This window comes from Rhizobium sp. NZLR1 (assembly GCF_017357385.1).
In the GTDB taxonomy this organism is placed as follows: Bacteria; Pseudomonadota; Alphaproteobacteria; order Rhizobiales; family Rhizobiaceae; genus Rhizobium.
The window spans coordinates 4,045,214-4,058,256 of sequence record NZ_CP071632.1; the positions used below are offsets into that span (position 1 = coordinate 4,045,214).

The 13,043-nt window shown below is 61.2% G+C and carries 11 protein-coding genes and 1 pseudogene; 7 read left to right on the forward strand and 5 right to left on the reverse strand.

What is annotated here, in order from left to right; translation table 11 throughout:
* The first annotated feature begins 123 nt into the window (after window positions 1-123).
* The 3 genes from J3O30_RS19900 (at window position 124) to J3O30_RS19910 (ending at window position 4,649) form a co-directional block, all read left to right on the forward strand.
* The gene (locus J3O30_RS19900; protein ID WP_207581913.1) at window positions 124-1,131 is read left to right on the forward strand and encodes a Gfo/Idh/MocA family oxidoreductase; all 1,008 of its coding nucleotides are present in this window, start codon (window positions 124-126) and stop codon (window positions 1,129-1,131) included.
* A gap of 9 nt (window positions 1,132-1,140) precedes the next feature.
* Complete coding sequence (locus J3O30_RS19905) at window positions 1,141-2,139, forward strand: LacI family DNA-binding transcriptional regulator (RefSeq protein WP_207581914.1); 999 nt, start codon at window positions 1,141-1,143, stop codon at window positions 2,137-2,139.
* A gap of 263 nt (window positions 2,140-2,402) precedes the next feature.
* Window positions 2,403-4,649 carry a glycoside hydrolase family 2 TIM barrel-domain containing protein gene (locus tag J3O30_RS19910; protein WP_207581915.1) on the forward strand — a complete coding sequence of 749 codons (2,247 nt, stop codon included), beginning with the start codon at window positions 2,403-2,405 and terminating at the stop codon, window positions 4,647-4,649.
* Window positions 4,650-4,656: 7 nt separating this feature from the next.
* On the opposite strand, the gene J3O30_RS19915 is transcribed toward J3O30_RS19910, so the two are convergent.
* The 4 genes from J3O30_RS19915 to J3O30_RS19930 all read right to left on the reverse strand — a co-directional run bounded on the left by J3O30_RS19915 (window position 4,657) and on the right by J3O30_RS19930 (window position 9,098).
* Complete coding sequence (locus J3O30_RS19915) at window positions 4,657-5,772, reverse strand: ABC transporter ATP-binding protein (protein ID WP_207581916.1); 1,116 nt, start codon at window positions 5,770-5,772, stop codon at window positions 4,657-4,659.
* Between the two features lie 3 nt (window positions 5,773-5,775).
* Window positions 5,776-6,747: a carbohydrate ABC transporter permease gene (locus tag J3O30_RS19920; protein WP_207581917.1), complete on the reverse strand. Its 972-nt coding sequence runs from the start codon at window positions 6,745-6,747 to the stop codon at window positions 5,776-5,778.
* The gene (locus J3O30_RS19925) at window positions 6,744-7,697 is read right to left on the reverse strand and encodes a sugar ABC transporter permease (protein WP_207581918.1); all 954 of its coding nucleotides are present in this window, start codon (window positions 7,695-7,697) and stop codon (window positions 6,744-6,746) included. Before J3O30_RS19925 ends, J3O30_RS19920 begins: the two co-directional genes overlap by 4 nt.
* A 141-nt stretch (window positions 7,698-7,838) precedes the next feature.
* Window positions 7,839-9,098, reverse strand: coding sequence for an ABC transporter substrate-binding protein (locus tag J3O30_RS19930; protein ID WP_207581919.1), 1,260 nt, complete (start codon window positions 9,096-9,098; stop codon window positions 7,839-7,841).
* Window positions 9,099-9,327: 229 nt separating this feature from the next.
* Between J3O30_RS19930 and J3O30_RS19935 the strand changes: the two are divergent.
* The 4 genes and pseudogenes from J3O30_RS19935 to queE all read left to right on the forward strand — a co-directional run.
* Window positions 9,328-9,852, forward strand: a pseudogene (locus J3O30_RS19935) (substrate-binding domain-containing protein); the annotation flags it as partial.
* A 113-nt stretch (window positions 9,853-9,965) separates the two neighbouring features.
* Window positions 9,966-10,676, forward strand: a complete 711-nt coding sequence (gene queC / locus J3O30_RS19940) for a 7-cyano-7-deazaguanine synthase QueC (RefSeq protein ID WP_207581920.1) — start codon at window positions 9,966-9,968, stop codon at window positions 10,674-10,676.
* On the forward strand, window positions 10,676-11,032 hold the full coding sequence (gene queD / locus J3O30_RS19945; protein WP_207581921.1) for a 6-carboxytetrahydropterin synthase QueD: 357 nt from the start codon (window positions 10,676-10,678) through the stop codon (window positions 11,030-11,032). The genes queC and queD overlap by 1 nt, the downstream gene beginning before the upstream one ends.
* A complete protein-coding gene (queE, locus tag J3O30_RS19950; RefSeq protein ID WP_207581922.1) occupies window positions 11,029-11,757 on the forward strand; it encodes a 7-carboxy-7-deazaguanine synthase QueE in 729 nt (242 codons plus the stop codon). The genes queD and queE overlap by 4 nt, the downstream gene beginning before the upstream one ends.
* A gap of 11 nt (window positions 11,758-11,768) precedes the next feature.
* On the opposite strand, the gene J3O30_RS19955 is transcribed toward queE, so the two are convergent.
* A complete protein-coding gene (locus tag J3O30_RS19955; RefSeq protein WP_207581923.1) occupies window positions 11,769-12,986 on the reverse strand; it encodes an adenylate/guanylate cyclase domain-containing protein in 1,218 nt (405 codons plus the stop codon).
* Between the last annotated feature and the right edge of the window lie 57 nt (window positions 12,987-13,043).

A 13,043-nucleotide genomic window follows, 5' to 3' on the forward strand; every position in this document is an offset into this window, starting at 1 on the left:
AAGGCGTTTTTGAAAAGACTCGAGCGTAAAAGTTAATTCATTGATTTTACAGACTATTATAAGTCTTGCGATAACTGCATTACTTGTGTAATCGTGTGCACAATGCATCCGAGGAGGAATTTCATGTCTGAGAAACTACGCCTCGGCGTCATTGGCGCCGGCTTGAAGGCGGCGGAGTATGCCGAGAGCTGGGTGAGGATGCCGGAGATCGAATTTGCAGCGCTCGCCGACACCACGGCGGCTTCGCGTCAGCGCCTGATCGACGTCTGTCTCGCCGCCGGCACATCCGAGCCAAAGAGCTTCGAGGACTATCGCCCGATGCTCGCCGAGTGCCGCGGTGAACTCGACATTATCTACGTCTCCACCCCGCATGCCTTCCACGCCGAACAGGCAACCGCCGTCGCCGAGGCCGGCCTCGACCTCTTCCTGGAAAAACCGATGGTGACGACGGTCGCCGAGGCCGAGAGGCTGATCGCCGCCCAGAGGAAAAGCGGCGTCACCATCGTCACCGCCTTCCAGGGCGGCCTGTCGCCGCTGGTACTGGACACCCGCCGGCGAGCTCTCGCTGGCGAATTCGGCGCGCTGATCGCCATATCGGGCATGATCTGGGAAAGCTGGTCGTCCAACTATCACGGCCATTGGAAGCAGCAGCCTGCCATATCGGGCGGCGGCTTCATGTTCGATACCGGCGCCCACATGATGAACACCGTCTGCCTGCTGGCCAATTCAGATTTCGACAGCGTGTCGGCCTACATGAACAACCATGGCAGACAGGTGGATATCGCCACCGCCGTCTCCGCCCGGCTGAAGAACGGCGCGCTGGCGACACTGACCGCCGCCGGCGAAGGCCCTCCCGGCTGCGCTTCCTACATCACCTTCTTCTATTCGAAGGCGATCGTACGCATCGACGCCTGGGGCGGCTGGCGCGAGATCAGTGTCGGCAGCAAAGCCGAGCCGCGCGAGGAGGCCGAGATTCTCGGCAATCCGATGAAGAATTTCCTCGCCATTCGCGAGGGAAAGATGGAAAACTCCGGCTCCGTTGAAATGGGCCTCAGATTCGCTAGGCTATGGGATGCAATTAAGGAATCGGCAGCGGCCGACGGCGCTTCCGTCAGGATCGCCGCCCGATAGGCGCTGAAGATGAGCGGAATGAACAGACGGCGGATCACCTCGAAGGAACTGGCAAAGCTCGCCGGCGTCTCCTCCGCCACCGTTTCCCGCGCCTTCTCGCCGGATTCGCGTATCGGCAGCGCCACCCGGGACCGCATCCTCGCCGTCGCCCGTGAACATGGCTACCAGCCGAATGCGATCGCCCGCTCGCTGAACAACCAGCGCTCGCGTCTGGTTGCCCTGGTCGTCAATGCGATCGGCAACCCATGCGAGGCGGAGGAGCAGCAGCTTCTCGTCCACCGCCTACAGGCACGGCAATTGCTGCCGATCATTCTTTGCTGCGCCGACCACGCCGACCGGCTGCAACTGATGCGTCTTGCCTCCACCTATCAGGTCGATCACGTCGTCGTCTTCTCCGACATGGTATCGATGCAGGACGCCGTCGATATCTTCCACACGACCAAGCCGATCATCGTCTCCTTCGAGCCGCTCGAAAACGAGAATGTCTCCAGCATCCGCATCGATGGCTCTGCGGCCGCCGACGAGATCATCGACAAGATTGTCCGCGACGGCAAGAAGCGCTTCGCCTACCTCGCCGGTACCACTTCAAGCTGGATCGACAAGCTCAGGCGCAAGTGGTTTGCCGATGCGCTGGCTAAGCGCGGCCTGGCCTTCGAGGCGCAGGCCTTTGGCGACTATTCCTATGATTCCGGCTTCAAGGAAGCGGTGCTGCTGCTGCACCGTGACAAGGTCGACGCCATCATCTGCGGCAACGACGTCATGGCGATCGGCGCACGTGATGCCGCCCGCCGCGTGCTCGGCAGAAACACGCCGGACGATATTGCCATCGTCGGCCAGGATGGCATCGCCATGGCCGCCTGGGATTGCAATGACCTCACCACGCTGAGCCTCGACCACATCGCCTTCATCGATGCCGTCGTCGAATTGATCGAACGCCATGACGCCGAGATCGAAGGCCCGCACAACATCACGCTCACCTGCACCGCGCGCTGGGGCTCGACCGCCTGATGCATGTTCGTAGCCGAGCGTGAAGCGGTTCAGGATGACGACAGGCATGAAAAAAGCTAAAGCGCGTCGCATGAAAGAGATTCGATGTGACTCGCTTCAGAGCATGATGCCGAAAAGTGTGAGCGGTTTTCGGACAACATCATGCTCTAATTCTTTAATTTGGCTCGCACCTTATTGCATCACGGAGGAATAGCCGATGACCCGATTTTCACGCGCCGAAAGGCGCCGCGCCGCTCCCGAAGCCATGACCGGGAGAGCCTGAGATGCGGTCCGTCGTTTCCTTCAACGAAGGCTGGAGTTTCCACGAGGGCTTCGGCCAGCGCCTGCTCGAAAACTTCGATGCCGCCAGGTCGGTCAGCCTGCCCCATACCGCCGTCGAATTGCCCTTCAACTACTTCGACGAGACCAGCTATCAGCGCGCCTTCACCTATCAGAAGGTGCTGCGCTGGCTGCCTGAATTCGAGGGCCGCGAGGTCTCGCTCGTTTTCGACGCCGCCATGGCAGACAGCGTTGTCTATTTGAACGGCGAAGAAATCATCGCCCACAAGGACGGTTACACTCCCTTCGAGGCACGCCTCACCGGCAAGCTCCTCAAGGGGAAGAACCTCGTGACCGTCAAGATCGACGGCAGCGAAAACCCTGCCATCCCGCCGTTTGGCGGCCGCATCGATTATCTCACCTATGCCGGCATCTATCGCGACGTCTGGCTGAAAGTCACCGACCCCGTCTCGATTCGCAATCTCAAGATCGAAACCACAGACGTTCTCGCCTCGGAGAAGTCGGCAACCATCCGCGTCGATATCGCCAATCCCGAGGAGCGCAGCTTCTCGGCGACCGTCACCGCCACGTTGAAGCAGGCAGACGGCGCGGTGATCGCCACCGCAGCAACCGAAACGATCGGCGACCGCACCAGGCTTTCCTTCGGCGGTCTCACCGGCATCGCCCTCTGGGACATTACCGATCCCACGCTCTACGAGGTCACCGTCGAACTGAGGACGGAGCACGGCTCCGACCGTCTCTCCACCCGCTTCGGCTTCCGCACCGCCGAATTCACCCCGGAAGGTTTCCTCTTAAACGGCAAGCCGCTGAAACTGCGCGGCCTCAACCGCCACCAGGCCTTCCCCTATGTCGGTTATGCCGCCGGCCGGTCGGCCCAGGAGCGCGACGCCGACATCATGAAGTCGGTGCTGAAATGCAATATCGTCCGCACCTCGCATTATCCGCAATCGAAATGGTTCCTCGACCGCTGCGATGCGATCGGCCTGCTGGTTTTCGAGGAGATCCCCGGCTGGCAGCATATCGGCGATGCCGACTGGCAGAAGGAATCGATCGAGAACGTCCGCCGCATGATAGAGCGCGACTGGAACCATCCCTCGATCATCATCTGGGGTGTGCGCATCAACGAATCGCAGGATGATCACGATTTCTACGCCGAGACCAACCGGCTCGCCCGTGAACTCGACAGCACCCGCCAGACCGGCGGCGTGCGTTATATCACCGAGAGCGAGCTGCTCGAGGACGTCTATACGATGAACGACTTCATCCTCGGTAACGAGGAACTGCCGGGCGCCAACCGCCCGCGCACTGCATTGCGCGGCCAGGAGGAAAATACCGGCCTGTCCCGCAAGGTGCCGTACCTCATCACCGAGTTCAACGGCCACATGCACCCGACGAAGATCTATGACCAGGAGCAGCGCCAGGCCGAGCATGTGCGCCGCCACCTCGACGTTCTGAACGCCGCCTATGGCGATCCGGATATCTCCGGCGCCATCGGCTGGTGCATGTTCGATTACAACACCCACAAGGATTTCGGCTCCGGCGACCGCATCTGCTATCACGGCGTCATGGACATGTTCCGCGAGCCGAAATTCGCCGCCTATGCCTATATCAGCCAGTGCGACCCGTCCGAAGAGATCGTCATGAAGCCGGCGACCTTCTGGGCGCGCGGCGAACGCAATATCGGCGGCGTGCTGCCGCTGATCATCCTGACCAATTGCGACGAGGTGGAGCTGCAATACGGCGTGCTCAGCAAGCGCATCGGTCCGGACCGCGAAAACTATCCGCATCTGCCGCATCCGCCCGTCGTGCTCGACCATCGGCACTTCACCACGGATGAACTCGGCACCTGGGGTCTCGAATGGATCGACGGCACCTTGACCGGCTATATCGCCGGCGAGCCGGTGGCCAGCCTGACGCTGGCGGCCGATCCCTTGCCGACCACGCTGGAAATCGTCGCCGACAGCTCGACGCTGAAAGCCCGCGAACGCGACAGCACCCGCGTCATCATCCGCGCACTGGACCAGTGCGGCCAGCGCCTGCCCTTCATGAACGACACGATTTCGCTGAAGGTGCATGGACCTGCAAGGGTCGTCGGCCCGGCCAATGTGCCGCTGCAGGGCGGCACCGCCGGCTTCTGGCTGGAGGCGACCGGGATGGTGGGCGAGATCACCGTCGAAGCGGTCTCCTCGCGTTTCGAGCCGGTAACCTTCAGCGTGACGGCCGCGGCCTGACGACTGATCACCCGATCCGCACCTGGCTGTCCGGATCGAAGAACACGGCCTTGTCGAGATTGAAGGCAAGGCGAGTTGTCTGTCCCGGAGCGATGCCGGCATCGGCGCGCAGGCGGGCGACGACGGATTTGCCGCCGAGCTTGGTGACGGCGAAGGTGTCGGAGCCGGCCGGTTCGACCACCTCGATCAGGCAATCGTCCTCGGTCAGCGAGCGCGCCTTGCGGTCGGCGCCGTCGGGGTCGGTCAAGGCTTCCGGGCGGATGCCGAAGATCACTTGTTTTCCGGCATAGGAAGACAGGCCGTGATTGCCTGAGACCACCGGCAGTCGGAGCGGGGCGGCGTTCGGCCGCTCCAGCGCGACGGCAAGCCCGGCCGCGCCATTCTCGACGGTGGCGTTCAGCAGGTTCATCGCCGGCGATCCCATGAAGTCGGCGACAAACAGATTGGCGGGGTTGTTATAGATCTCGGCCGGCGTGCCGAACTGCTGCAGCACCCCGTCCTTCAGCACGGCGATCTTGGTCGCCAGCGTCATCGCCTCGATCTGGTCGTGGGTGACATAGACGAAGGTGGTGCCCATGCGCTGGTGCAGCCGCTTGATCTCGGTGCGCATGTCGACACGCAGCTTGGCATCGAGATTGGACAGCGGCTCGTCGAACAGGAAGACCTGCGGATTGCGCACCAGCGCCCGACCCATGGCGACGCGCTGGCGCTGGCCGCCGGAAAGCTGGCTCGGCTTGCGGTCGAGCAGATGGCCGATCTGCAGCATGTCGGAGACCTGCTTGATCGCCTTGGCGCGCTCCTCCTTCGGAACGCCGCGGATCTCCATGCCGAAGGCGATATTGCCCGCCACCGTCATGTTCGGATAGAGCGCATAGGACTGGAACACCATGGCGATGTCGCGCTTGGAGGGATGCAGGCCGCTGATATCGCGCCCGTCGATGCGGATATCGCCAGAGGTGATCGTCTCCAGCCCGGCAATGGTGTTGAGCAGGGTCGACTTGCCGCAGCCGGACGGGCCGACCAGCACGAGAAAGCCGCCCTTTTCGAGTTCGAGGTCGATCCCCTTGAGAATGTCGATGGCGCCGAAGCGTTTTCTGAGACCGGAGATTTCGAGGAAGGCCATGGGTTACCCTTTGACAGCGCCCGCCATCAGACCGCGCACGAAGTAGCGGCCGGCGAGGATATAGACGATCAGCGTGGGAACGGCCGCGATCATCGCCGCAGCCATGTTGACATTGTATTCGACCACACCGGTCGAGGTGTTGACGACATTGTTCAGCGCCACCGTCATCGGCATGGAATCACCGGTGCCGGCATAGGCCGAGGCAAACAGGAAGTCGTTCCAGATATTGGTGAACTGGTAGATCACCGTGACGACGATGATCGGCAGCGAGTTCGGCAGCATGATGCGGCGGAAGATCTGGAAGAAGCTGGCGCCATCGACCTGGGCGGCCCTTACCAGCTCGGTCGGAAAGGCCTCGTAGAAATTGCGGAAGAACAGCGTGGTGAAGCCGAGGCCGTAGACGACATGCACGAAGACCAGATTGACGGTCGGATTGCCGAAGCCGAAGGTAAAGCCGGTGGCGTTTTGCAGCGTCATGCCGAAGCGGCCGAGCGAACCGAGGATCGTTGCCATCGGCAAGAGCACCGACTGGAACGGGATGAAGCAGGCAAACAGCATCAGCCCGAACACCAGCGTATGGCCGGGGAAACGCCACTTGGTCAGCACATAGCCGTTCAGCGCCCCCATGATGGTGGAGATTGCCACCGCCGGCACCACCATCTTGATCGAGTTCCAGAAGTAGCCCTTGATGCCGGCGCAAGTCAGCCCGACGCAGGTCTCGCCCCAGGCCTTGATCCAGGGATCGAAGGTCGGCGTCTGCGGCAGCGCCAGCATGTTGCCGTTCTGGATCTCGTCCATAGTCTTGAACGAGGTGGTAAGCATGACGAAGAGCGGCATCAGATAGAGGACGGCGAAGATGACCAGCAGGCCGTAGATGACCAGCCGGCCGATCCAGCGGGTGTTGTTATTCCTGTTGTCGCCGCTCTGCGAAGGCGGTGTGGTCGCAGTTATCGTCGAAGAGGTGACGCTGCTCATCGCGCCTTCTCCTTCAGTTCGGAATAGAGATAGGGAACGATGATCGCCGAGATCGTCATCAGCATGATGATGGCGCTGGCCGAGCCGACGGCCATCTCGTTGCGCTTGAAGGTGTATTCATACATGAAGTTCGATGGCAGCCAGGCCGAGCCGCCGGGGCCGCCGGAGGTCAGCGCCACCACCAGGTCGTAGGACTTGATTGCCATATGGGCGAGCACGATGAAGGCCGAGAGAAAGATCGGCCGCAAGAGCGGAATGACGATGCGCCGATAGAGCTGGAAAGCGGAAGCGCCGTCGATCTGGGCCGCCTTCATGATCTCGCCGTCGATGCCGCGAAGACCGGCCAGAAACATCGCCATGACGAAGCCGGACGCCTGCCAGACACCGGCGATGACGACGGTGTAGATGACGAAGTCCTTGTTCTTGATCCAGTCGAAGTGGAAGCTCGTCCAGCCGAAGTGGTGCAGCGTCTGCTCGAGCCCAAGGCCGGGATCGAGGAACCATTTCCAGGCAACCCCGGTGACGATGAAGGACAGCGCCATCGGATAGAGGAAGATCGGCCGCAATATGCCTTCACCGCGGATCTTCTGGTCGAGCAGGATGGCCAGGAACAGTCCGAGCGCCAGGCAGATGCCGATATAGAGAAAGCCGAAGATCGCCATGTTGGTGATCGAGGTATACCAGGAGGACGGCGGATCGCTCTCGAAGGTCCAGCGCCACAGCCGCTGATAGGCGCGCGCCCCGGTCAGCGCATAGGACGGAAAGGTCTTGGAATTGGTGAACGACAGATAGGCCGTCCAGACGATGAAGCCGTAGACGAAGACCAGGGTGATGACGAAGCTCGGCGCCAGCACGATCTTCGGCAACGCATCCTGCAGCCGGCCTCTGAGCGAGATCGGCGTCGATTGCGCCGGCGTCAGAACCGGATCGGTGGTCGCAACGGTGCTCATGGAATGTCGTCTCCCTCCTGCATGATGGTGGCCCTGCATGATCCCTGCATAGCCTCTCCGCACAATCGTCGCGGGATGATCGTCGGAGCCTGAGGCTTCCCCGCGACAATGCGCGGGGAAGCGGTGTCATCGAGCGTGGTCTCAGCGGGCGTCGTCGATCGCCTGGACGAGCTGCTTGACGGCTTCGTCGGAGGTCTTGATCTGGCCGTGGACGAACTTCGAGACGACATCTTTGTAGGCATTGGCGATGGCCGGCGGTGCGCCATAACCCTGGGCCAGCGAGCCGAACAGCGTGCCGCCCTCATTGGCAGCCTTCAGGTCGGCGATGCCCTTCTTGCCGCAGGCGTCGAAGTCGGTGTCGGGAACGTCGGTGCGGGCCGGCACCGAACCCTTGACGACGTTGAAGGCCGACTGGAAGCTCTTCGACAGCGTTGCGGTCGCCAGCGCCACCTGGGCCGCCTTGCGGTCGTCGGGGACGTTGAACATGCCGAACATGTCGGAGTTGTAGACGACGCTGCCTTCGGTGCCGGGGAAGCGGTAGCAGAGGAAGTCGGTATTCGGGGTCTTCTTGGCGGCGACGAATTCGCCCTTGGCCCAGTCGCCCATCACCTGCACCAGCGCATCACCCTTGATGACCATGGCGGTCGCCAGATTCCAGTCGCGGCCCGAGAAGTTCGGATCGACATATTTGATGATCGTCGCCAGATTGTCGAAGGACTTCTTCATCGTGTCCGACTTCAGCGATTCCTCGTCGAGGTCGTTGAAAGCCTTCTTGTAGAATTCCGGACCGCCGGTCGACAGCACGATGGAATCGAACATCGTCGCTTCCTGCCAGTTCTGGCCGCCGAGCGCCAACGGGATCACACCCGCAGCCTTGGCCTTGTCGAGCAGCGCGATCAGCTCGTCGAAGCTCTTCGGCTGGGTGCCGCCGATCTTGTCCATCACCGCCTTGTTGATCCACAGCCAGTTGACCGAATGCACGTTGACCGGGGCTGCGACCCACTTGCCGTCATAAACCGAGAACTTCTGCAGCGCTGCCGGCACCGACTTGTCCCAGCCTTCCTTCTTGGCCGTCTCGGTCAGGTCGCCCATGACGCCGGCCTGGGCATAATCGAGCACGGTATAGCCGAGCATCTGCGAGGCTGTCGGATAGGTGCCTGCGGCAACCATCGCCTTCAACGCCGTCATCGCCGCATCACCGCCGCCGCCGGCAACCGGCACGTCCTTCCAGGCAAAACCTTCCTTCGACAGATCCTGCTTCAAAACGTTCAGCGCCGCTGCCTCGCCGCCAGACGTCCACCAGTGCAGCATCTGAACTTCTTTCACGTCAGCTGCCTGGGCGCCACCGAGGCCAGCCATCATCACGACGGCAATCGCCGCCGAGCTCAAAAACTTGCGCATGAATTTCCTCCCATTTGAAAATCGGCGGCGGGCCCTCCCTGCCGCCCGATGTTTTCCGCCGTTGCAGCGGTCGACATACGGCCGCGCTCCTCCGCGCGGTTGATAATTTAAAACGTTATAAGCGTGTAGTCGTCAAGCCCTTTCTCGACTCCCGAGAAAAATATGGTTATTTCACTATATATCTGATTTAGTTCGCTAAATTTTAAACAACTAACAAACCGTTAAAATTTATGTCGACTACGACAATTTCACCTTTGCCTATGAGGCGACGCGCCGGCTGATCGCCAAGGAGCGCAGAAAGGTGGCGGTGATCCTGCCGCCGAAACGGCTGACCTTCTGCCAGCATATCCTGCACGGCTTCATGACCGCGGTGCGCGAGGCAGGCATCGCCTACGAGATCCCCGAAGCGGTCGATCTCGATACGCCGGCGGACGTGCTGCGCGATTTCATCTGCAGCCGCGCCGTCGCCGCGGATGCTCCCGAAGGGTTCATCTGTCCCGGCGAAGTCTCGGCTCTCGCCGTCATCAGCGGCATGAGCGACGCCGGCCGGACGCTCGCTGTCGATTACGATATCGTCGCCAAGGAAACGTCCCGCCTTCTTACCCAGCTGCAGCCGAAGGTCGATACGATTCACGAGGATCTCACAGCGGCCGGCGAGGATCTGGGGCGCATGCTGCTGCAGCGCATCAACAATTCCGATGCCCAGGATCTGCACCTGCTGCTGCCGCCGCAGATCAACTTTCCGATCGGCTAAACCCAACTCTGAAGCCTGGCGTCTTAAAACTATTTCCCTGACGCGTGATTTGCCCTAAAAGCACGCCGTAATCCGGTCGCAGCCCACCCGGTCAAAACAAGGGAATCCAAAATATGAAGACCATCGTCGTCTGCTCCGGCGGACTCGACTCCGTTTCGCTTGCGCACAAGATAGCAGCGGAAGAACAGCTTATCGGCCTCGTCTCCTTCGACTACGGCCAGCGCCATCGCAAGGAACTCGACTTCGCCGCGCGGTGCGCGGAACGCCTTGCCGTTCCCCATCATGTCATCGACATCGCAGCCATCGGCGGCCATCTCAGCGGATCGGCCCTGACCGACGATATCGAGGTTCCGGATGGCCACTATGCCGAGGAGAGCATGAAGGCCACTGTCGTGCCGAACCGCAATGCCATCATGCTGGCCATCGCATTCGGCTTAGCGGCCGCGCAGAAGGCAGATGCCGTTGCTGTTGCCGTGCATGGCGGCGACCACTTCATTTACCCCGACTGCCGCCCGGGCTTCATCGACGCCTTCCAGCGCATGCAGAACGAAGCGCTGGAAGGTTATGCCAGCGTCAAACTGCTTGCACCTTATGTCAACGTTTCCAAAGCGGCGATCGTGACCGACGGCGGGAAACACGGCACACCCTTTGCGGAAACCTGGTCTTGCTACAAAGGCGGCAGCCTCCATTGCGGCCGCTGCGGAACCTGCGTGGAACGCCGCGAAGCTTTCCATCTTGCCGGCGTGCCCGATCCGACGGAATACGACGACGATGACTTCTGGAAAGCGGCCGTGTCGCAATATTCCGCCACGGAGGTGCGTTGATGTACCGCATCACCAAGGAGTTTCATCTCTCCGCCTCGCACCAGCTGGATCACCTGCCTGCCGACCATCAATGTGCCAGGCTCCACGGCCACAACTACGTAGTGGTCGTCGAACTCGCCGCCGAAAACCTGAATGATGACGGCTTCGTTCGCGACTATCACGACCTTTCGCCGCTCAAGCGCTATATCGACGAAGCCCTCGATCATCGACATCTGAACGAGGTCTTCGGCCATTCGAAAGTCACCTCCGAATTCCTGGCCAGGCATTTTTACGACTGGTGCAAACAGCGCTTCCCCGAGACATCGTCGGTGCGCGTCAGCGAGACGCCGAAGACGTGGGCGGAGTACAGGCCGTGAGCGGCGAGATCATCCGTGTCAGCGAGATCTTCGGCCCGACCATACAGGGCGAAGGCCAGTTGATCGGGGTGCCGACGGTGTTCGTCAGGACAGGCGGCTGCGACTACCGCTGCTCCTGGTGTGACAGTCTTCACGCGGTCGACAGCACGTTCCGGGATCAGTGGAGTGCCATGTCCTCCGAGGCGATCTGGCAGGAGGTCACGAAGCTCTCCGGAGGCAGGCCGCTGACGATTTCCCTTTCCGGAGGCAACCCGGCGATTCAGCCACTGGGGCCATTGATCGAGCTCGGCCATTCCCGAGGATACCGTTTCGCGCTGGAAACGCAGGGAAGCGTAGCGCGGGACTGGTTTCGCGATCTCGACATGCTGGTCTTGAGCCCCAAGCCGCCATCAAGCGGAATGTCGACCGATTGGGAGCAGGTGGACGACTGTATTCGGCTCGCCGCCGGCGGGCCGGAGATCACATTGAAGATCGTCGTCTTCGACGATACCGACTACCTCTTCGCGCAACAGGTGGGCGAGCGCTATCCCGATATTCCCTTGTTCCTTCAGCCGGGCAACCATACGCCGCCACCGCCCGATGATGACGACGCACGCGTCGATATCGACGGCGTGATGGATCGGATGCACTGGCTCATCGAGAAAGTGACGGCTGACCGGTGGTTTTCAATCCGCGTGCTGCCGCAACTGCATGTGCTGCTTTGGGGAAACAAACGGGGGGTATGAGCCTGCCTGCGCTATCCCTCCGGAAAGGCGAAGACATCGACAGGCTCGCCGAGCCCGCGTAGCGGGAAGGTGCCGAGGCTGTCCATATCTTTCGCGCAGCCCGCCATTTCGATGAAGGCCCGCGACAGCAGCACCGGGCGCTTGACCTCCTTGGTCAAGCTTTCCAGCCGCGAAGCAATATTGACCGCCGGCCCGATAACGGTGAAATCCAGCCGTCGGCGGGAGCCGATATTGCCATACATGACGTCGCCGACATGGACGCCGACACCGTAGCGCAGCGGTTCGCGCCCCATGCGAATATGCTCCTCGTTCAATTCAGCCATCGCCGCCTGCCCCTCGCGGATCGCCTGCAGCAGATCGAGGCAGGCCGCCTCCTTGGCGAGAGGGAAGATCGCCAGCAATCCGTCTCCCATGAACTTCAGAATCTCGCCGCCATACCGTTCGACCGGGTCCGAGATCGCATCGAAATAATCGTTCAGCAGATGGATGACGTCATCACGCGGCCAGAGATCGGAGATCGCCGTAAAATCGCGCAGATCGCAGATCATGATCGCCGCGCCGACGGTGGCGCCACTGCCGCGCGTCGTCACGCCCGACAGGATCTGCTCGCTCGCATGCGGCCCCACATAGGTCTGCAGCAGCGTGCGCGCCATGATGTTCTTCAGCCTGATTTCACTGACAAGCGTCAGCGCCGGCAAGAGATCGCGCAGGAAATCGACGTGCTTACTCGCAAAACCGCCCGCCCGGCTGGTGGAAAACGTCACGACGTGCCGTTTGCCGAAAGTATGCTCGAGCGGCCAGGCGATATATTCGGTAAGGCCATCGTCATGCAGTTCCTGATAGAATGAATCGCCGTCGGTTATGCTTTCCAGCTGCCTGCGAACCTCCTCGGTACCCTGGTGGATCGCGTTGATGGGACTCGTCAGGAACTCCGGCGTGTTTTCGACGCCATAGGCGAATGTATCGATCTTCGCCTCCGCCAGTCCCTCCTTCCAGAGAATGCGGGCACCGATCCATTGCGGGTGGTTCACCCTGAAATGCAGCGTCGCCCGCGCCACCGGCACCCCAGCCGCCAGCAGCTTCCCGCACATCTGCACCAGGATATTGTCGATGAAGCGCTCCGCGCGCGTCTCGTTCACCAGCCAGTCGAGAATCCGTCTCCTGCGGATCGGCCAGACGCCTTCGTCCGCTTCGGCGGCAGTTCCGGCCTTGTTTGGAAAAGACGACATTAAAAACTCCGCTACGCCACATCATCGGCGAGGATCGACTTCATTTCCGCTGAATGT

What these genes read in the sequence shown, in the direction of transcription:
- J3O30_RS19900 (WP_207581913.1), top strand. Translation starts at nt 124, where the DNA reads ATGTCTGAGAAACTACGCCTCGGCGTCATTGGCGCCGGCTTGAAGGCG.
- J3O30_RS19905 (WP_207581914.1), top strand. Translation starts at nt 1,141, where the DNA reads ATGAGCGGAATGAACAGACGGCGGATCACCTCGAAGGAACTGGCAAAG.
- J3O30_RS19910 (WP_207581915.1), top strand. Translation starts at nt 2,403, where the DNA reads ATGCGGTCCGTCGTTTCCTTCAACGAAGGCTGGAGTTTCCACGAGGGC.
- J3O30_RS19915 (WP_207581916.1), bottom strand. Translation starts at nt 5,772, where the DNA reads ATGGCCTTCCTCGAAATCTCCGGTCTCAGAAAACGCTTCGGCGCCATC.
- J3O30_RS19920 (WP_207581917.1), bottom strand. Translation starts at nt 6,747, where the DNA reads ATGAGCAGCGTCACCTCTTCGACGATAACTGCGACCACACCGCCTTCG.
- J3O30_RS19925 (WP_207581918.1), bottom strand. Translation starts at nt 7,697, where the DNA reads ATGAGCACCGTTGCGACCACCGATCCGGTTCTGACGCCGGCGCAATCG.
- J3O30_RS19930 (WP_207581919.1), bottom strand. Translation starts at nt 9,098, where the DNA reads ATGCGCAAGTTTTTGAGCTCGGCGGCGATTGCCGTCGTGATGATGGCT.
- queC (WP_207581920.1), top strand. Translation starts at nt 9,966, where the DNA reads ATGAAGACCATCGTCGTCTGCTCCGGCGGACTCGACTCCGTTTCGCTT.
- queD (WP_207581921.1), top strand. Translation starts at nt 10,676, where the DNA reads ATGTACCGCATCACCAAGGAGTTTCATCTCTCCGCCTCGCACCAGCTG.
- J3O30_RS19955 (WP_207581923.1), bottom strand. Translation starts at nt 12,986, where the DNA reads ATGTCGTCTTTTCCAAACAAGGCCGGAACTGCCGCCGAAGCGGACGAA.